The following is a 25971-nucleotide window of genomic DNA, read 5'->3' as shown; positions in this document are numbered from 1 at the left end:
AGAAAGCGTTCCTCCGGTGCTCCGTTGAACGAAGGATCAGCCAATGAGCCGAATGACGGCTGCTGAAAATCAGCCAGCTTATTAAGCGATGTGACCGACATCTCCCTCGGGAAACTGAACCGCCCCGCTAGAAGCCCCCGGTGCTGGCATCCTGCGGCGGGAGGACAGGCCAGTCACCTTCAATGACGGCGGTGGGTTTGGTCTTGCGGAGGTAGCCCTGGAAATCCGCTGCCTGGCTCACTGCCCAGTCAACCTGTAGCTGGTGCAACTGGCTGGCCGGCATGCTGAGTTTAGGGAACTTGCCGGCCATGGCGTCCAGGACCTTTAAAGTGGCGAGGGCATCAGCGGCCGACGTGTGGGCGTTGTCCAGGACCACGCCGTACTCCTCGCACAACGCCGTGAGGGTCCGTTTGCCCTTGCGGTAGCGGTCCACCTGCTTGTTCATGATGTACGGGTCCAGGACCGGGAACCGGGTCAGCTGCGGAACCCCGTACCGTGCGGACTCGGCAGCGAGCACCGTGAAGTCGTAGCTGGCGTTGAAGGCAATGACTGGAGTCCCGTCGTCGAACAATCCCTGCAGCACTGCCGCAAGCTCACGCGTCACCTCGTGGGCAGGCCTGCCATCACGCTGTGCCTGTTCAGTGGTGATGCCATGCACATCGCTGGCCTCAGTGGGTATCTCCACCCCAGGATCCGCCAGCCACTCGTGCTCCCTGACGACGTCGCCCTTGTGGTCCACCACGGTCACCGAGGCCGTGACGATGCGTGCAGCCCGGGAGTTGCGCCCTGTGGTTTCGAGGTCGAAGGCCGCGCGGGGGAGGGTGTTCCAAGTGCTCATGCTCCAACGCTAAAGGGCACCACCGACAATTCCGGGGAACGCCACTGCGGCTAGATTGGATCAATGCGGATTGAGTATGTGGAGGCGGTGCTGGCCATTGTGGAACTGGTTCCCGCCGGATCCGCCGTTGCATACGGTGACGTCGCCGAACTGCTGGGTTCGGGCGGCCCGAGGCAGGTCGGCACGGTCATGAGCAGCTACGGCAGCGGGGTCCCCTGGTGGCGGGTCCTTAAGGCGAGCGGCCACGCACCGGAAGGACACGAGGCCGAAGCCCTCCGCCGCTACCTTGCTGAAGGCACACCCCTGCTGGGTGCCTACCTTGACTTCCAGCGGACCGGCGAGGGGCGTTGGCGCGTGGATCTTACGGCCGCCCGCTGGGCGCCAAGCGAGGCCCAGTTCGACAGGATTGACGCTGTTGCCGGGATGCTGGAGCGGCGGCTGCACAGATTGTCAGTGGCCGATGATGGAATGTCCCTGTGACAGTAACCATGCCCCTCACCGGCCCGCTCGACGAACCCCGGGATGATTCCGCGGATGGCCAGGCCCCTCATCCTGGTGGATCTACCGGCCCCGGAGGCGCAGGTACGCCGCGGCAGGCCGGGCCGGGAGCAACCGGCCTGCGGCTGCTCCCGCCGCGCCAGGTGCATGCCGTGGCGCCGCTGTTGTCAGCTGATCAGCAAGCTGCCGTGGACGTCCCCCAAGGAACAGGGCCCGTGCTGCTCCCCGGTGCTCCGGGGACAGGCAAAACCACCGTCCTTGTCGAGGCCGCCGTCAGCAGGGTCACCCGGGACGGCGTGGACCCCGAGCGGGTACTGATCCTGGCGCCCAGCCGCCTTGCCGCCGATGCCTTGCGGGACCGCTTCACCGCCCGGCTGGACAGGAGCCTGAGCACAACCCCTGCACGGACCTGGGCCTCCTACGCCTTCGATGTGATCCGGCGCGCCAAGGCTGAAGGGATCCTTCCGCTGTCCAGGCCCCCCAGGCTGCTCTCAGGCCCGGAGCAGGACCTCATCATCAAGGAACTCCTTGACGGGCACCGCCTTCCCGGGCTGGAGCTTCCCTGGCCCGAAGATATCGCGGGGGCGCTGGAAACCCGGGGCTTCCGGCAGGAAGTCCGGCAGTTGTTCGACCGCATCATCGAGTCGGGCCGTACCCCGGGGGACCTTGTGCGGCTCGGCCACGAGTGCCGCAGGCCTGACTGGATTGCCGCCGCAGCACTCTACGCCGAGTACCGGGATGTCCTGGACCTGCGGATGCCCGAGGCCTTTGATCCAGCCGGCATCATCACGGCAGCACGGCAGATCTTCCAGGATTCCCCCGGCTTCCTGGCGGCGGAACGGGACCGGCTGCAGGTGATCCTGGTGGACGACATCCAGGAAGCCAACCCCGCAGTCTTTGAGCTGCTGGCTGACATCGCCGGCGGGCAGGACTGCTATGTCGCATTTTCTCCGGACACTGTGGTGCAGGGCTTCCGGGGTGCCAGGCCAGACCTCGTGGCTGAACTGCCCGGGCTGCTGTCACCCGACGCACCCGTGGTGGAGCGTCCGCTGCAGTACGCCCACCGGCAGGCACCCGCGGTGGCCCAAGCCTGGCTCGGAGTTGCCGGGCGGATTTCACAGCGCGCGGGCGGGCAGTTGGCCAGGCGGCTTGAGCAACCCGTCGGCCGCAGGCCTCAAGGGGCTGTGGAGGCACACCTCGTCCCGTCCGCCGTACATGAATTGCGCTATGTAGCCCAGCGCATCCTGGACCAGCACGTCAACCATGGACGCGACCTTTCCGAGCTCGCGGTGATCGTGCGCAACGGCGCCCAGGTCAGCGAGTTCCAGCGCTACCTGTCGGGCCAGGGGATCAGTGTTAGGGTCCCCGTGGCTGAGTCCGCCGTCCGGGACGAAGTGGCTGTCCGTCCGCTGCTTGATGCCTTCGCGGTTGCACTTGATCCCATGCTGCTGACCCCGGAAGCCGCAGTATCCCTCCTGACCTCCCGGATCGGCGGAGCCACCTCCATTGAGCTCCGCCGGCTTCGGCAGTCACTGCGGAGGGAAGAAATCCTGGGCGGCGGGGGCCGGACCAGCGACTCGCTGCTGGTCGAAGCGTTGCTGGAACCCGGCGCGCTGGCTACCCTCGGCATCGAAGGCCGTGCCGCGCGGCGGGCTGCACGCATGATCCAGGCGGGCCGCCACGCCGCTGCGCAACCCGGCGCCAACGCTGAATCAGTGCTCTGGGCGCTCTGGGATTCAACCGGACTTGCCGGTTCCTGGACGGAAACCGCGCTTGCCGGGGGTCCGCACGGCGCGCGGGCGGACCGCGACCTGGACGCCATGATGGCGCTCTTCCACACCGCGGAGCGTTACGTAGACCAGATGCCCGGTGCCGGCCCTGAGCAGTTCCTCGAGTACCTCCTGAACCAGGAGCTTCCCATGGACACCCTTGCCGCCCGTGCCCAGGTGGATGACGCCGTGGAACTGCTGACTCCCGCCAGTGCGGCCGGACGGGAATGGCCGGTGGTGATAGTTGCAGGCCTCCAGGAAGGTGTGTGGCCCAATACCCGGCTCCGCGGCGAGCTGCTGGGAAGTACGCTCTACAGCGATGCCGTGGAACATGGGGCAGGGTACGCCCTGCAGCGTGATCCCCTGAGCCGGCTCCGCGATATCAGGTATGACGAGCTGCGAAGCTTTTCCACTGCAGTCTCCCGCGCACGCGAACTGCTGGTGTGCACGGCTGCTTCCTCCGAGGATGACCAGCCGTCCTCTTTCCTGGACTATGTTGCGCCGCTGGCACCCGGCCAGGAGGGCCGTCCGTTCACGGCAGTGGAGCGGCCCATGGCGCTGCGGGCCCTTGTTGCCGAACTCCGGCAGCATGCCCAGCTGGACGGCAGGGACGCTCCCCAGGCGGATGAGGCGGCCAGGGTCCTTGCCCGGCTGGCGCAGGCCGACCCGCCGGTGCCCGGCGCGCATCCGCAGAGCTGGTGGGGCCTTCTTCCGCTGACCTCTGCTGCAGCGGTGGTTCCGCCCGGCGGTACCGTCTTCGTGTCGCCGTCAAAAGTCGAGACAGTGCAGAAATCCCCGCTCGACTGGTTTGTCCAGGCCGCCGGAGGTGAGGCCGCCACAGACTTTGCCCGCAGCCTTGGCACCCTTGTCCATGCCATTGCCCAGGAGCTGCCGGACGCGTCCGGCAGTGAGTACGTCGCCGAGCTGGTCCGGCGCTGGCCTGCACTCGGAATGAAGGACAACTGGGAGGGCAGGCTGGACTTCCAGCGTGCGGAGTCCATGGTGCGCAAGCTGGCACAGTATGTACTCCTCATGCGAAGCGAGGGCCGAAGCCTGCTCGGAGTGGAACAGGATTTCGATGTAGCACTCGGAAAGATTCCCGTCGATGATGCTCCTGCCCGGGACGCCGTCCTGCGCGGCCAAGTGGACCGGCTTGAGATAGACAGCGAAGGCAGGCTGGTCATTGTGGACCTCAAGACCGGAAAACGGCAGCCCGGCAAGGGGGAACTGTCGCGGCATCCCCAGCTTGGCGCCTACCAGGCAGCGGTGCTCGCCGGAGGCTTCCAGGACCGTCCGGACGGCCCCGCCGCCCCGCTCCCCGGCGGTGCTGTACTGGCCCAGCTCGGAACCGGGGCAAAGAATCCAGCCGTCCAGCATCAGGACGCAATCGACCCGCAGGAGAACTGGGCCATGGACATGGTGAAGGAGGCAGCCGCTGTTATGGGTGGGAGCACGTTCGAAGCACGGCACGATCCCTCGAGGGGAAGCCACGGCGGCCACGGCTGCAGGCTCCCGGAGGTGTGTCCGCTGTGCGTGCGCGGAAGGCAAGTGACCGAATGAGGCCGGAGGTGGAACTTTCCTCGGCTACCATTTCCGCAGCGCCCCCGCCTTCCGGGCCCGCCGGCAATGCGGGGTCGCCCCCGGCGCCCCGCTTCAGTCCGGAGGAACTGTCCGTGCTCCTGGGGGAGAAGAACGTTCCTACCCCTGAGCAGTCGGCCATCATTTCGTCGCCGCTGGCCCCCCGGCTGGTCATTGCGGGGGCAGGATCCGGCAAGACAGCCACCATGGCGGACCGCGTGGTGTGGCTCGTGGCCAACGGCTGGGTACGGCCGGAGGAAGTCCTGGGCGTGACGTTCACCCGCAAGGCGGCAGGTGAACTCGCCTCCCGAATCAGGGGCAAGCTGGCCGCCCTCCAGCGCCTGGTTATCCAGGACACTGCTTTTCGGGGCAGGGATGTCCAGGGCCGGGCTGAAGGAGGCAGCAGGCCCAGCGTGTTCCGGGACGGGCTGCTCAGCACCGACGCTCTGGAGCCGAAAGTGTCCACCTACCACTCCTTCGCCAGCGGCATCGTCTCTGACTACGGGCTCCGCCTGGGAGTGGAGCGGGATGTGGTCCTGCTGGGCGGCGCGCAGGCCTGGCAGCTGGCCAGCGAGGTCGTGGAGGGATACGACGGCGAATACGGTCACTTCCGCGCCGCCAAGTCAACCCTTGTGAAGGCAGTCATTCAACTTGCCGGTGAATGCGCAGAGCACCTCCAGGAACCTGAGGACGTTGAAGCCTGGCTGATGGCGCGGCTGTCCGACTTTGAGTCATTGCCGTACCTCGCGGCCAAGAAGAGGAACCCGCCGCAGGCAGCGGCCGACCTCGCCGGCATGCTGAGGACCAGGGCAAGCGTGGCAGACATGGTTGGCCGGTACGCGGCGGCGAAGCGAGCCCGTGGGGCGCTTGATTTTGGCGACCTGGTGGCCCTCGCCGCCCGCGTGGCGCAGGAGGTGCCCCTGGCAGCCCAGATGGAACGGCAGCGCTACAAGGTGGTCCTGCTCGACGAGTTCCAGGACACGTCCCACGCCCAGCTGGTGCTGTTCTCCCGGCTCTTTGGCGGCGGGCATGCTGTGACCGCCGTTGGAGACCCCAACCAGTCAATTTACGGCTTCCGGGGCGCTTCGGCGGGCCAGTTGTTTCACTTCGTACGCGAGTTCCCCGTGTGGAAGGGGACACCGGGACATGGGACAGCCCTCGCCGGTGAGAATGCAGAGGGTGCAAGGGGAGAGGATATGGCGGAAAGCGCTGCCAGTTGGTCTCCCGCACCCACGTCATACCTGACAACGGCATGGCGGAACGGACGGTCCATCCTGGCCGCCGCCAACGTGATGTCCGAATCCCTGGCCCGGGCCGCGGCGCAGCGCGGCCCAGCGGGAGGGGGAGGGGCGGCGGCACCCAAGGTGCCGCCGCTGCAGCCCAGCCCCCATGCGGCAGCGGGATCAGTGGTGCTGGGGCGGTTTGGAAGCGATGTGGATGAAGCCGCAGCGCTCGCCGATGACGTCCTGAAGTACCGGGTGACGGATTTTGAGCTGAAGCCCGACGGTTCGCCGGTCCCGCCCGCCATCGCTGTCCTTTGCCGGCGGCGCGCACAAATGGAGCCCATACGGCGGCAGTTGGAGGCCCGCGGCATTCCCTACGAGATTGTCGGACTCGGCGGGCTCCTGGATACGCCTGAAATCGTGGACCTGGTTGCAACCCTGCGTGTCCTCGCCGACCCCGGCCGTTCCGATGCTCTCATGCGCCTGCTGGCCGGGGCGCGTTGGCGGATCGGCCCCGCAGATCTGATGGCCTTGCGGGACTGGTCCAGCCAGCTTGCCCGGCGCCGGGGCCAGGCTGGACAGGCCAGCGACCACCTGCCGGAAGCAGAGTCGGCCGTCCTGGAAGGCGACCTTACCGACGCCGCCAGCCTGGTGGAGGCACTTGACTGGCTGCCCCGGGAAGGATGGACCTCAGCGAACGGCAGGTCCTTTACCCCCGCTGCCCGGGAGCGGATGGTCCAGCTCTCCGCGGAGCTGCGCCAGCTCCGCGGCTATCTTGGGGACGACCTCACTACCCTGCTCGGGGAGGTGGAAAGGGCCATGCTGCTTGATATCGAGGTTGCCGCAAGGCCCGGCATCAGCATCCACCAGGCACGCCGGAACCTTGATGCCTTCCAGGATGCCGCGGCCGGGTTCCTGCGGACATCCCAGCGCGTGGATATCCTCGCCTTCCTGTCCTGGCTGGAAGCTGCGTCAGCAGAGGAAAACGGGCTGGAAGCACCACCGGGCGACGTCAACCGGGAGGCCGTGCAGCTGCTCACGGTCCATGCTTCCAAGGGGCTGGAATGGGACGTCGTCTTTGTTCCTGGACTGAACGCCAAGGACTTCCCCAGCGATCGTGACTCCCGCTGGAGCAGCGGGTCCGCAGCTTTGCCTTGGCCGCTTCGCGGTGACCGGGAAGATCTTCCCCAGTGGGACCTGGACCAGCCCGACCAAAAAGGGTGGCTGGATGCGGAAAAGGACTTCAAGGCAGCTGTCCAGGCACATGCGGAGTCTGAGGAGCGCCGCCTGGCGTACGTGGCGTATACCCGGGCAAAGCATGTCCTGTGGGCGTCCAGTGCGGCTTGGGTGGGATCGAGGTCGGGACGGGCGGACATGTCGCCGTTCCTGGCGGAGCTTGAAATTCTGACCGCCACGGCCAGCGAAGGGCCCGCACGGGCAGTCATCCATCCCCTTTCGGTGGAGGAGGCCTCCCTGCCTGAAACCAGCCCCCTGACGCTTGATACAGAGGTGGCCGGCTGGCCCTACGATCCCTTGGAGGGGCCGGTGGATCCGCGCACGGGGGAGCGACTGCGCCTGGCCAGCGGACGCAGGCACGCGATGGAAACCGCGTCTGCGCGGGTGATGGCGGCGCTGGAGCCCTCCATCCGGCGTCCCGCTGCTGCCCGGCCGGACGCCGGAGCGGGCGCGGGAACCCCGTCCGTCATGGATCCCGGCCTCCTGCGGACGTCCGAACTGCCAGGGGTTGCTGCCGGCTGGGCGCGGGAAGCAGCGCTGCTGCTCGAACGCCGGGCAAGGAGGTCTTCTTCCCAGGACGTCCACCTTCCCGCCCACATTTCGGCATCCACCCTGGTTGACCTGGGCGAGGACCCGTCAGCGGTGGCCTGGCGCCTGCGAAGGCCCGTGCCGCGGGAACCGGGAATGTCGGCCCGGAAGGGAACGGCTTTTCACGCGTGGGTGGAAGAGTACTTTGGCACGGCCGGCATGCTGGACCTCGATGAAGCACCGGGTTCGGATGACCACATCGATGCGGCGTACGATCTCGACGCCATGGTGGCCACCTTCCGGTCGTCCCCCTGGGCCCACCGTTCTCCGGCATTCATTGAGGTGCCCGTGGAGACGCGCGTAGGGGACGTGGTGGTTCGTGGCCGTGTGGACGCAGTATTCCAGGATCCTGACGGACGCTGGGACCTGGTGGACTGGAAGACGGGCCGGCGGCCCTCCGGGGACCTGCTCCGGACCAAGGCAGTCCAGCTTGCTGTGTACCGGCTGGCATGGTCCCGGCTGAAGGGGGTGCCGCTGGAGGACGTACGGGCGGCGTTCTTCTACGTTGCCGACAACGAGGTGGTGCGGCCCCACGACCTTGGAACTGCAGGCCAGTTGGAGGAGATCGTCACGGCCGCACTCGCTTCTCCCTGAGGAGGCGTCCTCCTGGCCGCGCTTCCTCCCCGCCGTAGTCCTGTTATGGCAGTAGTCCCGTCACGGCGGGAGCTGGCCTAGTCCTTCTTGGCCTCGACAATCGAGAGTGCGGCGGTGGATGTATCGTCGGGTCCGCCGGCGGATCCAAGGCGGGAGGATCCAGCGCCGCTCTCGGGATCGCTTTTCGTCCCGGTGCCGTCGTTGTCCGCCCCCAACCGCTGGCCGGCAGCGGGTGCCGGGTGGGGCGCAGGTTGGGACACAGGGACTGGCGCCACCGGAATTGGAGTCACGATGACGGCAGGCCCGGCAGGGACAGGCTGGGCCGGGACGGGCAGGACCGTGACCGGCGGCACGCCAGCCGGCATGTCGTCGTCGGCCGCGCGAATGCCCGGAACAGCGTCAGGTGCCGCAGCCCCAAGCGCCGCTGTGCCAGCCGCCCCAACCGCAGGGGTCCCGGCAGTTGCCGCAGGCGGAAGGGGCTCAACGCTGATGGGCTGCCCGCCGTGCTCTGCGATGTCGTGGGCCAGGGTGTCCAGCATCTCCTCCGCCTCGGCAATCATGGAGGAGTCGCCGGCAGCGATGCCCTTCACCAGGTACTGGGCAAGGGCGAACTCAGCGGAGAGCGCGGCCCGCCGGAGCAGGTGGTTGTCCGGAGTGTCCCGGCGGCCGGACGTGTAGGACGCCAGGACGGCATCCACAAAATCCTGCTCGTTGGAAGCGACCAGCCAGGCGAAGTCGTCCGCGGGGTCGCCGATGCGGAGGTCGGTCCAGCCGGTCACCGCCGTGACCCGCTGGCCTTCCACCAGCAGGTTGTCCTCGTGCAGGTCGCCGTGCACGACACACGGATTGAAGCGCCACAGGGACACGTCCTCCAGCGCGTGTTCCCAGCGGAGCAGCAGGGCGGGGGGAATCTTCCCGGTGGTGGCTGCCTGGTCCAGCTCGTTCAGCCGGCGCTGCCGGAATTCGTTCGGGGTGTAGCTGGGCAGGTCCGCGTTGCTGACCAACGCACGCGGAAGATCATGAATCGCCGCCAGGGCAACACCGATTTCCCGGGCAAGGGCGTCCGGTCCCGCCGTGAGCTCTTCGACGCTGCGGGTGCTCCCGCCCAGGTGCGAGTAGACGAACGTGCTCAGGCTGCCCAGTCGCACACTGCCCGCCACGGTGGGCATCAGGAAAGGGAGCTCAGCCCTAATGCCCGGCGCGAAGGCGCGCAGGACCAGGAATTCGGTTTCCAGGCGTGCGCTGGCCTCGGCGTGCCGCGGCGACCTCACCCGCCAGCGCTTCCCCTCGGAATCAAGGAGCAGGGCAGAGTCGAAGTCCGCGGGGTCGTCCGGGGCAGAGCTAACGGCCGTCGGGGTCAGTCCGGGGACTGCCGCGGTTGCAACGGCTGCCAGTTCAATCGGTTTTCTTCTCACCATTCCACGGTAGATTGCCTGCCGTCCGGGAGGCCGGTCCGGCAGCGGCGAGTCTTCAGATACCTGCAAATCAGGGGGCATGGAGAGGGCTTGGAAATGTCAATTGTCAGCGCCAGTCAGTACGGTGGACCTATGAGCCATGCCGAGTCTGTTACACCGGTCTACCAGGAGCAGCCGGCAACGCTGCCCGCAAACCACCTCATGGATACCCTGCTCCCCGTAAGGCCTGCGCTGGTGGACCGCGGATCGGCCGAGCGAACTGCTCCCGGGATAGTGGCCAGCCAGTTGGCCAGCCCCGCAACGTTGGCTGTTGTGTTGGCCGGCCGGCAGGGGCTGGTGCAGGGCGACGGATTGTTTGCGGCCGCCGCGGCGCCGCTGCTTGAAGAACTTTCCGCGGCAGGGTCGGCGCCGGAACTGGTGGTCTTCCTCGGTTCCGCCCTCCCGGACTCGGACTTTCCCGCAGGAACCGGGCTGCTGCTCTTTGTCCTGCCGGAGCCGGTGGCCCCGGGAACAGCGGGCATCCCGTCCGACGCCCGCTGGGCCGGCTTCCGCGACGTGGCTGGCGGGCTGAGCCCAACCCACACTGCACTTTTTGTCGAAGCGAGCGCCATCGCCAACTGGCACTCCGGCCACACTCACTGTCCCCGGTGCGGCAAGCCCACCGAGGTGGAATCCGGCGGCTGGGTGCGCCGGTGCCCCGAGGATTTGTCGGAACACTATCCGCGGACGGATCCTGCCATCATTGTCACCGTCGTGGGCCCTGACGGCCGGCTTCTGCTGGGCGGCGGCGGTCCGGCGGATGCCAGGAACTACTCCACGCTGGCAGGCTTCGTGGAGCCGGGGGAGTCCCTGGAACAGGCAGTGGTCCGCGAGATTTACGAAGAGGTGGGCGTCCGGGTGACCGCATGCCAGTACCTCGGTTCGCAGTCCTGGCCGTTCCCGGCCTCCCTTATGCTTGGATTTACCGCCGTCACCGAAGACTCCGAAGCAAAGCCCGACGGCGTTGAGGTCACCAGGGCGCGCTGGTTCAGCCGGGAGGAACTCCAGGAAGCCGTGCTCAGCGGGGAGATCACCATTTCCAGCCGGCTTTCCATTGCCCGCTCGCTGATTGAGCATTGGTACGGCGGACGCATCCAGGACCGGCCCGGCGCCTGACTCCTTTACGTATCCACCAGACTCCAGCACGCGGTAGTCGAGACCAAGAGCAGCAGAAGTGACTACAGAACATATTGACGGCACAGCATCCCTGGAGGATCGCATCCTTGGCGGCCTGGACGCGGAGCAGCGGGAAGTGGCCAGCACGCTGAACGGGCCGCTGTGCGTCCTGGCCGGTGCGGGGACCGGCAAGACCCGTGCCATTACCCACCGGATCGCCTACGGCGTCCACTCGGGGGTCTACTCGCCGCAACGGCTGCTTGCCGTGACGTTCACTGCCCGGGCTGCTGCCGAGATGCGGAGCCGGCTGCGGGACCTCGGCGCGGGCAACGTGCAGGCACGCACGTTCCATGCCGCTGCCCTGCGCCAGCTCCAGTTTTTCTGGCCGCAGGCGGTGGGCGGAACCCTGCCCAACCTCCTGGACCACAAGGCGCAGATGCTGGCAGAGGCCGCCCGAAGGCTCCGGCTCAGCACGGACAGGGCATCCATCCGCGACCTCGCCTCCGAAATCGAGTGGGCCAAGGTGTCGATGCTGACGCCGGCCAACTACCTGGAAAACGCCCAGGACAGGGGCGCGCCCGGAGGGTTCGACCTCACCGCCGTGGCACGGGTTTTCCAGTCCTATGAGGACGTGAAGACGGACCGCAATGTCATCGACTTCGAGGACGTCCTGCTGATCACGGTGGGCATCCTCCAGGAGGACGAGAAAGTCGCCGCCACCGTCCGCGAGCAGTACCGGCACTTTGTGGTGGACGAATACCAGGACGTCTCCCCGCTGCAGCAGAGGCTCCTGGAACTCTGGCTCGGCGGCCGGGACGAACTCTGCGTCGTGGGCGACGCAAGCCAGACCATCTATTCGTTTACGGGGGCGTCCCCCAAGCACCTCCTGGAATTCAAGGCCCGCTACCCGCAGGCCAATGTTGTGAAACTCATCCGCGACTACCGTTCCACCCCGCAGGTGGTGAAGCTCGCCAACGACCTCCTGGCGGGCAGGCGCAGCGGCGGGCCCGTTGCGGATGCATCCTGGGCAACACCGCTCCAGCTCGTGGCGCAGCGGCCGGCGGGACCGGCACCACAGTTCACCGAGTGCGCGGACGATGAAGCCGAGGCAGCCACTGTTGCCCAGAAGATCAAGGCACTGCTCGACGCCGGCACGCCCGCCAGTGAGGTCGCTGTCCTGTTCCGCACCAACGGCCAGTCCGAAGCGTACGAGCAGGCCCTCGCCGCCGCCGGCATCGGGTACCAGCTGCGGGGCGGTGAGCGGTTCTTCGCCCGCAAGGAGGTCCGCGACGCCATCCTGCAGCTGCGGGCCGCCACCCGGGCTGTCGCGGAAACGGACGCCCCCGAGCCCCTGGGCCAGCTGGTCCGGGACATCGTCTCCTCCCTCGGCTACACGGACTCGGCCCCCCACAGCGGCGGTGCGCTGCGGGAACGCTGGGAATCGCTGGCAGCCTTGGTGGCGCTTGCCGATGAGCTGGTCCAAACCCGGGGCACCCAGTTTGGGCTGGCCGACTTCGTCAACGAACTCCAGGAACGGTCCCTTGCCCAGCACGCCCCCACCGTCCAGGGCGTGACCCTTGCCTCGCTGCACGCCGCCAAGGGCCTGGAGTGGGATGCGGTGTTCCTGGTGGGCCTCAGCGAGGGGCTGATGCCCATCTCCTTCGCTGACTCGCCGGAATCTGTGGACGAGGAACGCAGGCTCCTCTACGTGGGAATCACGAGGGCCCGGGAGCACCTGTCGCTGTCATGGTCCACGGCCCGGACTCCGGGCGGCCGGGCAAACCGGAAGCCGTCACGGTTCCTGGACGGGCTGCGCCCGGATTCGGTGGCGAGTTCAAGCACCAGGGGAAAGGTCACGGTGTCCCGCCGGAAAGCCGCCGCGCCCGCCATGTGCCGGGTCTGCGGAAGCATGCTCGCCACCGGCGCGGAACGCAAAATTGGCCGGTGCAACTCCTGTCCGCCGAGCTATGAGGAACAGACCTTCGATGCCCTGCGGACCTGGCGCCGCGAAGTTGCCCTCGCCGCGGAGGTACCGGCGTTCGTGGTCTTCACTGACGCCACGCTCACCGCCATTGCCGAGGCGCGTCCCGCCTCGCTCGAAGAGCTCGCCGGGCTCGCAGGAGTTGGCCCCTCCAAGCTGGAACGGTACGGGGAAGACGTACTGCGCGTCCTCACGGAAAGCACTTCCCTGTGAGGTCCGGGAACGGCGCGATAGCGGCTGCCGCTGCCCGGACCGCCGCCAACGGGACCACTGCCCCCCTGACCACTGCCGACGGTGCGCCCGTTGTGGTGCGCCGATCCGCGCGGCGCACGCGCACTGTGGCGGCCTTCTGGGAGAACGGAAGTGCAGTTGTGGCCATCCCGGCGCGGTTTACCGCGGCGCAGGAGGCCGAATGGGTCCACCGGATGGTGGCCAAGCTGCAGCGCCAAGGGGAGCGGCGGGCAGCGTCAGGCCGGAAGCGCCCGGCCACCGACGCTGCCCTCGCAGCCCATGCCGCCCACCTGTCGGCACAGTATCTCGGGGGACGGGCAGTGCCGGCGTCGGTGCGCTGGGTCAGCAACCAGAATTCCCGGTGGGGTTCAGCCACCCCCGCGGAGGGCACCATCAGGCTTTCGGACAAGTTGCGGCCAATGCCGCAGTGGGTCATCGACTATGTGCTGCTCCACGAGCTCGCCCACTTGCTGGTGGCCGCGCATAACGCTGCGTTCTGGAAGCTGCTGGAGGCCTACCCCGAGACCCAGCGGGCCAAAGCGTTCCTCGAAGGTGTCTCGTTCGCCACCGGGCGCGGCATGGCCGATCCCGATGCGGACTGAATCCGCCGGCGCAGCAATGCCGGCCCGGACGGCCTAGCCCTTCGGCTGGCCGTCCTGCCCTTCCTCCGGCCGTCCGCCGTCGCCGTCGTCCTTTGCAGAGCCGCCCAGGCCTTCGCCGCCGCCCTTTCCCTCCGGGGAGTCCTGGCCCCCAGACCCACTCCCGCCCTCCGGGGCAGCGTCGAAGCCGCCGCTGAGGAGTTTCTGCAGGGCGTCGTCCACTTCGCTGTCGCTGGCTTCGGCCAGCTTGCGGCGCCCGCTGAAGCCCTTGGGGTCATCCAGGTCCTCGGCGGTGGGCAGCAGGTCCGGGTGGTGCCAGATGGCGTCGCGGCCTTCGATGCCGCGCTCTTCCTTCAGGATGGCCCACAGCGTGGCGGCATCACGCAACCTGCGGGGCCTCAGCTCGAGGCCCACCAGGGACGCGAAGGCGTGCTCGGCCGGGCCGCCGGTTGCCCGGCGGCGGCGCACGGTTTCGCGGAGGGCGCCCGCGGACGGCAGCAGCTTCTCCGTGGCGGCCGCGGTGAGCTCGTCCACCCAGCCTTCCACCAGGGCGAGCGCTGTCTCAAGCTTCTCCAGGGCCTGTTCCTGCGCGGGAGTCCGCTGGGGCATGAACACACCTTGCGAAAGGGCGTCCTGGATGCCCTCGGGGTTGCTGGGATCAAGGTCCCGCGCAAGTTCCTCAATGCGTGAGGTGTCAATGTGGATGCCGCGGGCATAGGCCTCGATTGCGCCCAGCAGATGGCCGCGCAGCCAGGGCACCTGGACAAAGAGTCGTGCGTGCGCCGCTTCCCGTACGGCGAGGAAGAGCCGGATGTCGTTCTCGGGCAGGGACAGACCTTCTCCGAATTTGGCAACGTTGGCCGGCAGCAGTGCCATTTCAAGGTCGGCCAGGGGGACACCGATGTCGGTGGAACTGACAACGTCAGCGGACAGGGCGCCGATGGCCTGCCCCAGTTGCATGCCGAAGATTGCGCCGCCCATGTTCTGGAGCATGGAGGATGCCCCGCCCATCATGGACTTCATCTCTTCGGGCATCTGCTCCGTCATGGCGGAGGACAGGGCGTTGGCAATGCTGTTGGCAACGGGCTCGGTGAGCCGCTTCCACGTGCCCAGGGTGGCTTCCACCCATTCTGCCCGGGACCATGCCTTGCCGATCAGTCCGGTAGACGGGAGGTCAGTGACGGGGTCCAGCCAGAGTTCCGCCAGGCGCAGGGCCTCGTCGACCTCGCGCGACTGCTGGGATGTCACCGAGGGGTCGCTGCTGCTTGCCGCAACCCGGCGTGCGTTGTCGTGGGCCAGTTGCCAGTTGACGGGACCTTCGGAGGGGGCGCTCATCATTGCCTGCACCTGGGAGAACATCTGCGCCAGCAGGTTGGGGTCGTTGGGCAGCCCGGCAGCCTTGGCCAGCTCCGCCGGGTCGAAATTTTCCATCCCCTTGCCGCCCATGAGGTTCTGCAGCATTTCGGTCAACGGGTCCTTGGGGGTGTCATCCCCGTTGGACGAATTGAGTGGATTGGAGGCCATGATCCCGCCGATCGTCGGTGTGACTGTCAACCTTCACGGTACCCCGGCCGTGGTCGGCTGTCTGCCGGACGGCGGGGCCGTTCGCTCTAGGCAAAGAGCTGGCGGGTACGGTCACCGCGTAGTCTTGGTTGGGTGACTACAACCCGTGGCGGCCATCCCTCAGAGGACCACGCTCCTGAGCTCTTCACCCGCGGGTTTCCTGCGCAGACAGAAGAAGCGCCAACAGAAGAAAACAAGGACGACGGCGGTCCGGCAGCCCGCGGGGCCCTGCCTGCCCCCGCGCCCCGGGACCGGAAAGTATCCGCCATGCTGCTGGCAGGGATGTCGGCGCTGGGGCTGGGTATCGCCGTCGGCACCCTTCCGGTGCCTTACGTGGTGGAGTCGCCCGGCCCCACGTACAACACGCTGGGCGAAAACCAAGGGAAACCGGTCATCAGCATCACGGGCCGGGATACGTACCCGGCGAAAGGCAACCTGGACCTCACCACCGTCTACGTCGACGGCGGACCCAACGGGCCCGTCAGCATCCTGGATGCTTTCTCCGCCTGGCTTACCCCATCCAAGGCCGTGCACCCGGTGGAACTGATCTACCCGGCGGGCACCACCAAGGAAGAGGCCGAGGAACAGAGTTCCGTGGCCATGACCACGTCCCAGGAAAACGCCGTGGCGTCAGCCCTCAAGGAGCTGGAGATTCCTTTCGGGCAGCAGCTCCAGGCGGCGGCCCTCTCGGAAGGTTCCGCGTCCGCCGGGAAGATCGAGCCCGGGGACATCCTCAAAACCATCAACGGCAAGGACATCACCTCACTGGCCGTTGTCCAGGAGGAGCTGGCGGCAGGAAAAGGAGCGCCGGCCACCGTGGTGGTGCAGCGCGGCGGGCAGCCGGTCCCGGTGGCCATCACCCCCAAGGACAACGGCCAGGGCCGCTTCATCCTGGGAGTGATGCTCAAATACCTGTTCACGTTCCCCTTCACGGTCGACATCTCGCTTGAGAAGGTAGGCGGTCCGAGTGCCGGGCTGATGTTCTCGCTCGGCATTATCGATACCGTCACGCCAGGTGACTTGACAGGCGGCAAGCATATTGCGGGGACCGGGACCATCTCCCCGGACGGCCTCGTGGGACCCATCGGCGGGATCGAGCAGAAAATGCAGGGCGCAAGGGCCGGGGGAGCCACGATGTTCCTCGCGCCGGCCGCAAACTGCCAGGAAGTGGTGGGGCAGGTCCCCGAAGGTCTGCAGGTGGTCCGGGTGGAGAACCTGGCCGAGGCGCGTGACGCCGTCGAACGCGCCGGCAGCGGCCAGGACACATCCGGCCTTCCGGCGTGCACAAGCAACTAGACTGGGCGCAACTAGACTCGACAGGAACTAAGCCTTACCGCCACTCGTGGCAATTGTGACGGACGAAACCAGCTGTTTGACCGGTGCCGGACGTCGCTCGCACGCACGCATCGAATAATCTGACGACCAGCTATGAGGTACCCAGTTTGTCCCGTCCCGCCAGCACCATGTCCACAGGCAGGCCCCCTTCACGACGCGGGGCGTTGACGCCCACCCTGATCGTTGTTGCCCTGGTGGTAGTGGGCTTCATCTTCTTCGCCAACGTCTGGACCGACGTCCTCTGGTACCGCCAGCTCGGCTTCATCGAAGTCTTCGTCACCGAGAACCTGGCCCGGATCGGCATCTTTGCAGCCGGTTTCGCCGTGATGTTCGCGGCGGTCTTCTTCGCCATCCGCATCGCCTACCATGCCAGGCCGGTATACGCGCCCGACTCTGAGATCCGGGACAACCTCAACCGGTACCAGGCGCAGCTGGAACCGGTCCGCCGGGTAGTCATGGTGGGCCTGCCCGTCCTGTTCGGCCTCTTCGCCGGCAGTGCGGTCGCCAGCCAGTGGCAGAAGGTCCTCCTGTTCTTCAACCAGGAGCCCTTCGGGCAAGCGGATCCCGAGTTCAACATGGACATCAGCTTCTACCTGATGACCCTTCCGTTCCTCGGCTTCGTGACAGGGTTCCTGATCAGCGTGGTGGTCATTGCCGGCATCGCAGGCATCCTCACCCACTACCTCTACGGCAGCATCCGGCTGATGGAACGCGGCGTCTTCACCAGCCGGGCGGCGCAGATCCACATCGCCGTCACCGGCGCCTCCTTCCTGGTGCTCCTGGGCATCAACTTCTGGCTTGACCGCTTTACAACAGTGCAGAGCAACAGCGGGCGCTGGGCCGGTGCCCTGTACACGGACGTCAACGCCGTCATCCCCACCAAGGCCATCCTGGCCGTGGCAGCGGTCCTCGTTGCCATCCTGTTCGTCGTCGCAGCGGTGATCGGCAAGTGGCGCCTGCCCGTCATTGGAACCGCGATGCTCGTCATCACGTCCATCCTGGCCGGGGGCGTCTACCCCTGGGTGATCCAGCAGTTCCAGGTCCGCCCCTCCGAAGAGACGCTGGAAAAGGAATACATCCAGCGCAACATCGACAACACGCGGGCTGCCTATGGCCTGGACAAGATCCAGGTGGACCGGTACGACGCCACCAACACGGCCAGCACCGGAGCCCTCGCACCCGATGCCCAGACCACCGCAAACATCAGGCTGCTGGACCCGAACCTGATCTCGGATGCGTTCTCGCAGCTGGAACAGTACCGCCCGTACTACCAGTTCCCGGAAGCCCTCAACGTTGACCGGTACGAGGTGGACGGCAAGATCCAGGACACCGTGATCGCGGTCCGTGAACTGAACCCTGCCAACGTGGCCACCAACCAGCAGGGCTGGCTGAACCAGCATGTTGTGTACACGCACGGATACGGCGTGGTGGCAGCCAAGGGCAACAAGTTCACGGTGGACGGCAAGCCGGAGTTCCTGCAGTCGGGCATCCCGTCAACGGGTGTCCTGGGCGACGACTCCACATATGAACCCCGGATCTACTTCGGCGAGTCCTCGCCGGACTACTCGATCGTGGGTGCGCCTGACGGTGCCCGGGCGCGCGAGCAGGACAGGCCCTCCGGCCGGGAAGGCGAGGGCGAGACCCAGTACACCTTCGAAGGCAACGGCGGACCCAACGTGGGGACGTTCTTCAACCGCGTGCTGTATTCCATCAAGTTCCAGTCCTCGGACCTGCTGCTCTCGGACGGCGTGAACCAGGAGTCGCAGATCCTGTACGACCGAAACCCCCGTGAGCGCGTGGAAAAGGTAGCCCCCTACCTGACCGTTGACGGCAACGCGTACCCCGCAGTGGTGGATGGCCGGGTCAAGTGGATCGTGGACGGCTACACCACCAGCCAGTACTACCCGTACTCCCAGCAGGAGCAGCTCTCGGACGCCACCGCTGACACCCAGACTACGTCCGGCCGGGCAGTTGCCCTGCCCAACAGCACCGTCAACTACATCCGGAACTCCGTGAAGGCAACGGTGGATGCGTATGACGGTTCCGTCACGCTCTACGCCTGGGATGACCAGGACCCGCTCCTGAAGTCCTGGCAGAAGGTGTTCCCCTCGACGCTGAAGCCGTACTCGGAAATGTCCGGCGACGTCATGAGCCACGTCCGGTACCCGGAGGACCTGTTCAAGGTCCAGCGCCAGCTCCTGGGGGAGTACCACGTGACCAACCCGTCCACGTTCTACCAGACCAAGGATGTCTGGAGCGTTCCGGCGGATCCCACGGTTGACTCCACCAGCGGCGTCAAGCAGCCGCCGTTCTACATGTCGCTGCAGATGCCGGACCAGGACAAGCCCGCCTTCCAGCTGACCTCGTCGTTCATCCCGCAGATCGTCAACGGAAACGCCCGCAACGTGCTCTACGGCTTCCTGGCCGCCGACTCCGATGCCGGCAACCAGGCAGGGATTAAGGCCGAGAGCTACGGCAAGCTGCGGCTGCTCCAGATCCCGCCGGAGATCCAGGTCCCCGGCCCGGGCCAGGCGCAGAACAAGTTCAACTCGGACCCCACGGTGTCGCAGGCCCTGAACCTGCTGCGCCAGGGCGCCTCGGAGGTACTCAACGGCAACCTCCTCACCCTTCCGGTGGGCGGCGGCATCCTGTACGTGCAGCCCGTCTACCTCAAGTCCACCGGCGAGACGTCCTACCCCACGCTGCAGCGCGTCCTGGTGGCTTTCGGGGACAAGGTGGGCTTCGCACCCACCCTCGACGAGGCGCTGAAGCAGCTGTTCGGCGGGGACTCCGGAGCTGCTGCCGGCGACTCGGACAACAACGGCCAGACGCCGGCCGGTCCTGCCACCCCTGCCACGCCGGCGGGTGCCGACGCCAAGGCGGAGTTGAAGGCAGCGCTGGACGAAGCCAACGCGGCCATGCAGGCCGGGCAGGCGGCACTGGCTGCCGGTGACTTCGCCGCGTACGGCGAGGCGCAGAACCGGATCGCCGCTGCCCTCAAGAGGGCCGTGGAGGCGGAGGCCAAGATTCCGGTCGCGGCTCCGGAGGCATCTCCGGCGCCGGCGTCCACGGCTACGCCTGAGGCCACGCCTTCTCCCTCGCCCTCGCCGAGCAACTGATGCGCCAGCACGGGGTACCGCCCGGTAGCTGAGGGCATACGACGGCGGGATGCGGCACCTGCTCCTTTCGGGGAGCAGGTGCCGCTTCCGTTAGGGAGACGGACATCACGCCGCCCCGATTTGGCCTGGTGTTCACGTGCCGGTAAAGTAGTTCTTGCGACGCGGGGTGGAGCAGTTCGGTAGCTCGCTGGGCTCATAACCCAGAGGTCACAGGTTCAAATCCTGTCCCCGCAACTGATGGGGAAGCCCGGGCACTGGAAACAGTGTCCGGGCTTTTTTGTTTAATCGGCGAGTGGAAAAAGCGGCCGGCAAAATAGGGTAGTGTTGTTTCAGCGACGCGGGGTGGAGCAGTTCGGTAGCTCGCTGGGCTCATAACCCAGAGGTCACAGGTTCAAATCCTGTCCCCGCAACTATGAAGAAGACCCCGACCGGCATCAGCCGGCCGGGGTCTTCTTTTTCCTTGGATACGAGTAGTTCCTAGTATTCTCTTTCGCAGAGCCTCACACGTCGTGAGTACTTGGCCAGTCATTCTCGAGAGGAATGTTGTTCGATGTCCACACCCACGAAGAAACCCGGTACCGCGGCGGGTAAGCGGTCGCGACTCTACTGGGGGGTCCCTGCCGTCCTGGGCGGACTGGTCCTCGTGGTGTTGATTGCCAAATGGCTGATGGGCCTGCCTGCCATTGCCTCCTTCGTGGCCGACTATCCCGGCCATTCCGAGCTTCCGGACGCTGCCCCCGTGGGCTTTCCTGCCTGGCTTGCCTGGCAGCACTTCCTCAACGCGTTCTTCCTCCTGCTGATCATCCGTACCGGCTGGCAGGTGCGCACCACCACCCGCCCCAGCGGGCACTGGACCCGGAACAACAAAGGGCTGATCAAGACCAAGAACCCGCCCACCAAAATCACCCTTGAGCTGTGGTTCCACTTGACGCTGGATGCCCTGTGGGTCGTCAATGGCCTGGTGTTCGCTGTCCTGCTCTTTGCCACCGGGCAGTGGATGCGGATTGTTCCCACGGGCTGGGATGTTTTCCCCAACGCACTGTCGGCCGCCCTGCAGTATGCCTCCCTGGACTGGCCCACCGAGAACGGCTGGATCAACTACAACGCCCTTCAGCTGCTGACGTACTTCGTGACGGTCTTCGTCGCCGCTCCGCTGGCCTTCATCACCGGCCTCCGTATGTCCGGTGCCTGGCCCAAGAAGGCGGCAAGCCTCAACAGGGCCTTTCCCATCGAGTGGGCACGGGCCGTCCACTTCCCTGTGATGATCTACTTTGTGGCGTTCATCGTGGTGCACGTGTTCCTGGTGCTCGCCACCGGAGCACTTCGCAACCTCAACCACATGTATGGCGTGCAGGACAATGACGGGTGGTTCGGTTTCTGGGTCTTCCTGGCCTCGGTCGTGGTCATGGTGGCGGCCTGGTTCCTGGCCCGGCCGCTCTTCCTGAGACCGGTAGCCTCCCTGATGGGCAAGGTCAGCCGCTGACCAAGGCCTGCCGGCGCTGCTGGGGGTTTCTCAGCTGTCCTTGAGCCGCTGGTAGGCCTCCAGGGCCCGTTCACGGGACTCCGGCAGGTCCACCAGGGGAGCGGGGTATCCCCGCAGCTCGCCACCGGCCTTCCACGGCTCATGGACGCCTGTCCCGTCCAATTCCGCCAGCTCAGGGATGTAGCGCCGCAGGTAGCTCCCGGCGGCGTCGAACTTCTTGCTCTGGGTCACCGGATTGAAGATCCGGTAGTACGGGGACGCATCCGCTCCCGACCCTGCCACCCACTGCCAGTTGGCGGGATTGCTTGCGGCGTCTGCGTCCACCAAAGTGTCCCAGAACCAGGCCTCCCCGGTCCGCCAGTCTGCCAGGAGGTTCTTGACCAGGAAGGACGCTGCCGCCATCCGCACCCGGTTGTGCATCCAGCCTGTCTGCCAGAGCTGCCGCATGCCGGCATCAACAAACGGGTATCCGGTACGTCCCTGCTGCCAGGCTTCCAGTTCGTCGCTGCCCAGGGACTGCCACTCAAACCGGTCAAACTCCGGCCGGTAGTTGCGGGTGGCAAGTTCCGGGTTGGTGTACAGCAGGTGCCAGCAGAATTCGCGCCAGCCGAGCTCGGAACGGAAAATCCCGACGTCGGCCGGCACCTCCCGTGGAAAGCGGCCGCGGATTTCCCGCCAGACCCTGAAAGGACTGACTTCACCGAAGCGCAGGTGCGGAGACAGGCGGCTGGTTCCTTCCACGCCGGGCACGTTGCGGCCGGTGCCATAGTCCGCTGCGGGACCGCCCAGGAAATCCTCAAGCCGGCGCTGGGCGCCGTCTTCGCCAGGATCCCAGGTATCGGCCAGCCCGCCGCTCCAGTCGGGGGAGGTGGGCAGGAGGTGCCAGCTCCCGAGGTCGTCCCCGGCAGCGCCTGTTCCGTCAGGCGGGGCCGGCAGATTCCTTGGCGCATCGAGGGGGTCGCGCACCTCACCGTCCGCCAGGCAGGCCCGCCAGAACGGAGTGAACACCTTGTAGGGGCCGCCAGCGCCGGTGCGGACCGTCCATGGCTCAAACAGGAGGTTCGCCTGGTAGCTCGCGGCTTCGATCCCGTTCCCTCCGGCCCACGCCTTGACGGCGGCGTCGACTGTGCGCTCCGGAAGGCTGTAGCGGCGGTTCCAGAACAGATGGCCGGCGTTGGTTTCGGCCGCGAGTTGCCGGATGACGTCCTGGGCGGGACCGCGGCGGAGGAGCAGCCGGGAGCCTTTGGCTTCGAGCGCCGCGCCCAGGGAGGTGAGGGAATGGTGCAGCCACCACCTGGTTGCCCCGCCCAGGGGCCGGATTCCTTCGGACTCCTCGTCGAGGATGAAAAGCACCGTCAGGGGCAGGCCCAGCGCCGCTGCTTCCGCCAGGGCAGGGTTGTCATCCAGCCGAAGGTCGTCGCGAAGCCAGACGATCGAGGTCACACCGGAGGATTCCATAGCACCACGCTACACAGGGACAGGGACAGGAACGGGTAAGGCCAGGGCCGTCCATGGCCCTGGCCTTACCCGTTCTGTTCAGTCGTGGCGGATCGCTCCTCCGCTGTTCAGAGTTTGTCGAAGTCAGCTTCCTCAACGGTTGATGCTGGGGCCGCGGACCCCGAAGCGCCGAGGGCCGGCTTTGATGAATTGCCAGATTTCAGGGCAGCCAGGCGCGCCTCGATCTCAACCTGCTCCCCGAGGTCTTCAAGCTGGTTGAACTGGGCGTCCAGGCTCGAAGCGGCGAGCTCCTGCTGGCCGCGGACCTTGGCTTCTTCGCGGCGGATCTTCTCTTCGAACCGGCCAACCTCGCTGGTGGGGTCCATTATGTCGATGCTCTTGATGGCGTCGTGGACCTGGGACTGGGCTGCCGCGGTCTTGGACCGTGCCACCAGTTCGTTGCGCTTGCTGGTCAGCTGGTTGAGCTTGCCCTTCATCTGGTCCAGCCCGGTCTTCAGCTTCTCCACCACTTCGCGCTGGGAAGCGATGCTCGGCTCCGCGCCCTTTGCCTCATTTTCGGCGGCCATCTGCCGCTGCAGGGCTACCTTGGCAAGGTTGTCGAACTTCTCGGCGTCCACCACGTCGCCGCTGGCGCGGAATTCATCAGCCTTGCGCGAGGCGGCGAGTGCCTTGTTGCCCCAGTCGCGGGCGTTCTTGACGTCCTCGTTGTAGTCGTCCTCGAGCATCCGGAGGTTGCCGATGGTCTGCGCAACAGCGGACTCCGCCTCTGCGATGTTGTTGGTGTAGTCCCGGACCATCTGGTCCAGCATCTTCTGCGGATCCTCAGCGTTGTCCAGCAACGAGTTGACGTTAGCCTTCGCCAGCTGCGCGATGCGGCCGAAAATGGACTGCTTAACCATGGTGTTACCCTTTCGTCCTGCTCTGTGGTGACCACTGAAACCAGTGAACAATTATGTGGTGCCTTGCGCGTGGGCGGGATGGCGCAGTGCGTGGGCCAACGGGGACCTAGAAGTCTCCGCCGCCGCCGGAGTCCCCGCCCCAGCCGCCCATGTCGCCGCCGCCGAAGTCCCCGCCGCCCCAGCCTCCGCCATCGCTGTGGCCGCCGCCCCAGCCTGCGCCGCCGCCGCCGTTAAGGATGGAGTTGATCAGGATGCCGCCCAGGATGGCGCCGCCCAGGCCTCCGCCGCCGCCACCGCCGAACATGCCGCCGCGGCCGTAGCCCTGGTTGGCGTAGCCGCCAAAGTGGTCCACATCCGCTTGCGCGAGCTGGGCTGACTGGGCGGCGAGTGCGTGGGCCTGCTGGGCGTAGGTGAGTGCCGTGACCGGATCGGTGCGCGAGATGGACAGCGCGTAATCGAGGTTCCGCTGCGACTCAGCCAGCCGCGTGCGTGCCTCGGTCCCCACACCGCCGCGGCGGGCGGTGATGTAGTCCGAGGTGGCGCTGATCTGCGCCTGGGCAGACATGATCGTTTGCTGGAGGGAGGCCTGGGCCCGGCGCGCCTGCTCCTGCTGGTCCCTGATGCCACTGAGGGCCCGGTCAAGCGACTGGTGGGCAGTTTCCACCCGCTGCAAGGTGGCAATCGGGTCAATCTTGCCGCCCTGGATCTCCGACTTGACCTGGGCCAGGGCGCTTTCAACCCCGGCCACCGGGCCTGCCAGCTCCGGGTGTGCGCCGGACTGGATCATTGCCCTTGCCTGCGCGAGGTCCTGCGAGGTGTCCACAACAGCACCCTCAAGGCTGCTCCTGGCCTCATCCAGGTTGGACGAGACCTTGGCGATGGCATCCAGGAGGACGTTGGTCTGGTGCAGGCTTTCCTCGGCGGCACGGACGGCAACCGCCGCCAGGCTGCCTTCGCCTTCGCTGAGCTTCTGCTGGGCAGTGGCGGTGGCGTTCTGCACGAATGCCAGGCGTTCCTTGGCCTGCAGGATGTTGTCCGAAACCTGGGCCAGGGCGCTTTCCGCATACTTGGTGCGGAGGGTCGCCAGGGAGGCTTCGGCGCTGGCGATCTTCGCGTCGGCCTGGCGGGCACCATCGTTGACGGTGGCAAGTGCCTGCGGAGCGTTCTTCTCGAGTTCGCGCAGGGAGTCGAAGTCCGCCTTCTGCTCCTGCAGCGAGGTGAGCGCGGCCTCGGAACGGCGGATGATCTCGCCCAGCCACGTGCGCTGCTGCTCCTCGGTGTCGGGGATGTGATCGTCCAGCTGTTGCTGCAGTTTGAAGGATTCCGTCATGTGGCCTTTGGCTTCCTCCAGCGCCTTCGTGAAGTTGCCGACGGCGGAATCTCCGTACTGCGCCTGGGCGAAGCCAAGCTCCTGTTCGCTGGACTTGATGGCATCGTCCGCCTCGATCAGCAGGGAGCCGCTCTTGCGGCGCAGTTCCTCGATGCTCAGCGAAGCCAGGGGATCCACCGGGGCTCCCTGCGCGCCGTGCCCTGCGCCAACTGCCTGGCCTGCGGCCTTCTTGCGCTTGTTGCGGAAGTAGAGGTAGGCGCCCGCACCGCCCGCAGCAACGATTCCGGTTCCCACCAGGACAGCCGCCCCCGCCCCGTCACCCGGGACGTTACCGCTGCCGCCGCCAGCCGCATCGCCAATTGCCGCTGCGGCGTTGATCGCCGCCTGCGCATAATTGTCGTTCGCGAGCTGCGGACCGATGGCCTTGCTCTTAATGTTCTCGATCTGGGCCGTGGTGATCTTGCTGCCGCCCTTGTTCAGGACGTACTGCCTGGTGTCGGTGGCAACCGCAAAGATCAGCGCGTTGGATCCAAGGTTGGCCTTTTCGGCAACAGCATCGGACCAGGCTTCCCGATTTGTGGGGTTCTCAAACTTCTTGACGATAACGACGTGCAGCACGGTGGCGTGGTCCGCACCAAGCTTCTTGATGGCGTCCTGGACCTCACCCTTTTTTGAACCCAGGACTCCCGAGGGATCCACAATCTTCGTTGCGGGATCCAAGGTGACCGGATCTTCGGCCCAGGCCGCGCCGGCGGGCATCGCCAGGAAAGCGGTTAGGCCGATCACGGCGAGGATACGTTTGAACTTTGACCGCATGTGCAACCCTTCAGCACGCCTGACACCAGTTCGGGACGAACCGGTCGTCTCAGAATGCACAGCGCCCCCACGCTTGGTGTGAAGCCGCAGGTCGCTGTGGCAATTCATCTTGATTCTATGGTGCACCCCAGAGCCAGTCCATTGGCCCGACTATGCCACCAGCGAAACGACGGCCGCACCGCCACGGGGGCCGAAAAAGTCTTTCAGCAAGCTCTCAGCAAACATCCGAACTTGTTCCAGCCGGGGAGTCCATAGTTAATGCA

At 66.5% G+C, this 25971-nt stretch carries 15 protein-coding genes and 2 tRNA genes; 11 read left to right on the top strand and 6 right to left on the bottom strand.

Features of this window, described 5'->3' with window-relative positions:
* Positions 1-127: 127 nt before the first annotated feature.
* Entirely contained in the window at positions 128-838 is a 711-nt protein-coding gene (locus FHJ30_RS13435) for a 3'-5' exonuclease (protein ID WP_139029753.1), read from the bottom strand.
* A gap of 63 nt (positions 839-901) precedes the next feature.
* Here FHJ30_RS13435 and FHJ30_RS13430 point away from each other — a divergent pair, with 63 nt between their 5' ends.
* The 3 genes from FHJ30_RS13430 to FHJ30_RS13420 are packed head-to-tail and all read left to right on the top strand — an operon-like array spanning position 902 to position 8324.
* Positions 902-1318 (top strand): MGMT family protein, encoded by a 417-nt coding sequence (locus FHJ30_RS13430; RefSeq protein ID WP_139029752.1) that lies wholly within the window; start codon positions 902-904, stop codon positions 1316-1318.
* A complete protein-coding gene (locus FHJ30_RS13425; RefSeq protein ID WP_240793695.1) occupies positions 1315-4665 on the top strand; it encodes an ATP-dependent DNA helicase in 3351 nt (1116 codons plus the stop codon). Before FHJ30_RS13430 ends, FHJ30_RS13425 begins: the two co-directional genes overlap by 4 nt.
* Positions 4666-4694: 29 nt before the next feature.
* Complete coding sequence (locus FHJ30_RS13420) at positions 4695-8324, top strand: ATP-dependent DNA helicase (protein WP_240793702.1); 3630 nt, start codon at positions 4695-4697, stop codon at positions 8322-8324.
* A 77-nt stretch (positions 8325-8401) separates the two neighbouring features.
* Here FHJ30_RS13420 and FHJ30_RS13415 read toward each other — a convergent pair whose 3' ends face one another.
* The gene (locus FHJ30_RS13415; protein ID WP_139029750.1) at positions 8402-9739 is read right to left on the bottom strand and encodes a macrolide 2'-phosphotransferase; all 1338 of its coding nucleotides are present in this window, start codon (positions 9737-9739) and stop codon (positions 8402-8404) included.
* A gap of 132 nt (positions 9740-9871) precedes the next feature.
* On the opposite strand from FHJ30_RS13415, the gene nudC reads away from it, so the two are divergent.
* Genes nudC through FHJ30_RS21920 form a run of 3 tightly spaced genes read left to right on the top strand, consistent with a single transcriptional unit; the run spans position 9872 to position 13708 of the window.
* Positions 9872-10894 (top strand): NAD(+) diphosphatase, encoded by a 1023-nt coding sequence (nudC, locus tag FHJ30_RS13410; RefSeq protein ID WP_139029749.1) that lies wholly within the window; start codon positions 9872-9874, stop codon positions 10892-10894.
* Positions 10895-10952: 58 nt separating this feature from the next.
* Positions 10953-13088: an ATP-dependent DNA helicase UvrD2 gene (locus tag FHJ30_RS13405; RefSeq protein WP_139029748.1), complete on the top strand. Its 2136-nt coding sequence runs from the start codon at positions 10953-10955 to the stop codon at positions 13086-13088.
* A 17-nt stretch (positions 13089-13105) separates the two neighbouring features.
* Positions 13106-13708, top strand: coding sequence for a M48 family metallopeptidase (locus FHJ30_RS21920; RefSeq protein ID WP_139029798.1), 603 nt, complete (start codon positions 13106-13108; stop codon positions 13706-13708).
* A 33-nt stretch (positions 13709-13741) separates the two neighbouring features.
* Here FHJ30_RS21920 and FHJ30_RS13395 read toward each other — a convergent pair whose 3' ends face one another.
* Positions 13742-15229 (bottom strand): zinc-dependent metalloprotease, encoded by a 1488-nt coding sequence (locus FHJ30_RS13395; RefSeq protein WP_139029747.1) that lies wholly within the window; start codon positions 15227-15229, stop codon positions 13742-13744.
* Positions 15230-15535: 306 nt separating this feature from the next.
* Between FHJ30_RS13395 and FHJ30_RS13390 the strand changes: the two genes are divergently transcribed.
* The 5 genes from FHJ30_RS13390 to FHJ30_RS13370 all read left to right on the top strand — a co-directional run bounded on the left by FHJ30_RS13390 (position 15536) and on the right by FHJ30_RS13370 (position 21205).
* Positions 15536-16564 (top strand): PDZ domain-containing protein, encoded by a 1029-nt coding sequence (locus FHJ30_RS13390; RefSeq protein WP_139029797.1) that lies wholly within the window; start codon positions 15536-15538, stop codon positions 16562-16564.
* A 167-nt stretch (positions 16565-16731) separates the two neighbouring features.
* Positions 16732-19722, top strand: a complete 2991-nt coding sequence (locus FHJ30_RS13385; RefSeq protein WP_171059042.1) for a UPF0182 family protein — start codon at positions 16732-16734, stop codon at positions 19720-19722.
* 160 nt (positions 19723-19882) lie between these two features.
* Positions 19883-19956 (top strand) — tRNA-Met (locus FHJ30_RS13380).
* Positions 19957-20058: 102 nt separating this feature from the next.
* Positions 20059-20132 (top strand) — tRNA-Met (locus FHJ30_RS13375).
* Between the two features lie 140 nt (positions 20133-20272).
* Positions 20273-21205, top strand: coding sequence for a cytochrome b/b6 domain-containing protein (locus FHJ30_RS13370; RefSeq protein ID WP_139029745.1), 933 nt, complete (start codon positions 20273-20275; stop codon positions 21203-21205).
* 30 nt (positions 21206-21235) lie between these two features.
* On the opposite strand, the gene FHJ30_RS13365 is transcribed toward FHJ30_RS13370, so the two are convergent.
* From FHJ30_RS13365 to FHJ30_RS13355, 3 genes are all read right to left on the bottom strand, one after another.
* The gene (locus FHJ30_RS13365; protein ID WP_139029744.1) at positions 21236-22663 is read right to left on the bottom strand and encodes a deoxyribodipyrimidine photo-lyase; all 1428 of its coding nucleotides are present in this window, start codon (positions 22661-22663) and stop codon (positions 21236-21238) included.
* Positions 22664-22770: 107 nt separating this feature from the next.
* Positions 22771-23562 (bottom strand): PspA/IM30 family protein, encoded by a 792-nt coding sequence (locus tag FHJ30_RS13360; protein WP_139029743.1) that lies wholly within the window; start codon positions 23560-23562, stop codon positions 22771-22773.
* Between the two features lie 106 nt (positions 23563-23668).
* Complete coding sequence (locus FHJ30_RS13355) at positions 23669-25708, bottom strand: TPM domain-containing protein (RefSeq protein WP_171059030.1); 2040 nt, start codon at positions 25706-25708, stop codon at positions 23669-23671.
* Between the last annotated feature and the right edge of the window lie 263 nt (positions 25709-25971).

Origin of the sequence: Arthrobacter sp. BB-1 (genome assembly GCF_006151685.1) — a bacterium.
In the GTDB taxonomy this organism is placed as follows: domain Bacteria; phylum Actinomycetota; class Actinomycetes; order Actinomycetales; family Micrococcaceae; genus Arthrobacter.
The sequence above is the reverse complement of the archived record's forward strand: the minus strand, read 5'-3'. Positions and strand labels throughout refer to the sequence as shown.

What these genes read in the sequence shown, in the direction of transcription:
- FHJ30_RS13435 (WP_139029753.1), bottom strand. Translation starts at nt 838, where the DNA reads ATGAGCACTTGGAACACCCTCCCCCGCGCGGCCTTCGACCTCGAAACC.
- FHJ30_RS13430 (WP_139029752.1), top strand. Translation starts at nt 902, where the DNA reads ATGCGGATTGAGTATGTGGAGGCGGTGCTGGCCATTGTGGAACTGGTT.
- nudC (WP_139029749.1), top strand. Translation starts at nt 9,872, where the DNA reads ATGAGCCATGCCGAGTCTGTTACACCGGTCTACCAGGAGCAGCCGGCA.
- FHJ30_RS13395 (WP_139029747.1), bottom strand. Translation starts at nt 15,229, where the DNA reads ATGGCCTCCAATCCACTCAATTCGTCCAACGGGGATGACACCCCCAAG.
- FHJ30_RS13390 (WP_139029797.1), top strand. Translation starts at nt 15,536, where the DNA reads ATGCTGCTGGCAGGGATGTCGGCGCTGGGGCTGGGTATCGCCGTCGGC.
- FHJ30_RS13385 (WP_171059042.1), top strand. Translation starts at nt 16,732, where the DNA reads ATGTCCACAGGCAGGCCCCCTTCACGACGCGGGGCGTTGACGCCCACC.
- FHJ30_RS13370 (WP_139029745.1), top strand. Translation starts at nt 20,273, where the DNA reads ATGTCCACACCCACGAAGAAACCCGGTACCGCGGCGGGTAAGCGGTCG.
- FHJ30_RS13365 (WP_139029744.1), bottom strand. Translation starts at nt 22,663, where the DNA reads ATGGAATCCTCCGGTGTGACCTCGATCGTCTGGCTTCGCGACGACCTT.
- FHJ30_RS13360 (WP_139029743.1), bottom strand. Translation starts at nt 23,562, where the DNA reads ATGGTTAAGCAGTCCATTTTCGGCCGCATCGCGCAGCTGGCGAAGGCT.
- FHJ30_RS13355 (WP_171059030.1), bottom strand. Translation starts at nt 25,708, where the DNA reads ATGCGGTCAAAGTTCAAACGTATCCTCGCCGTGATCGGCCTAACCGCT.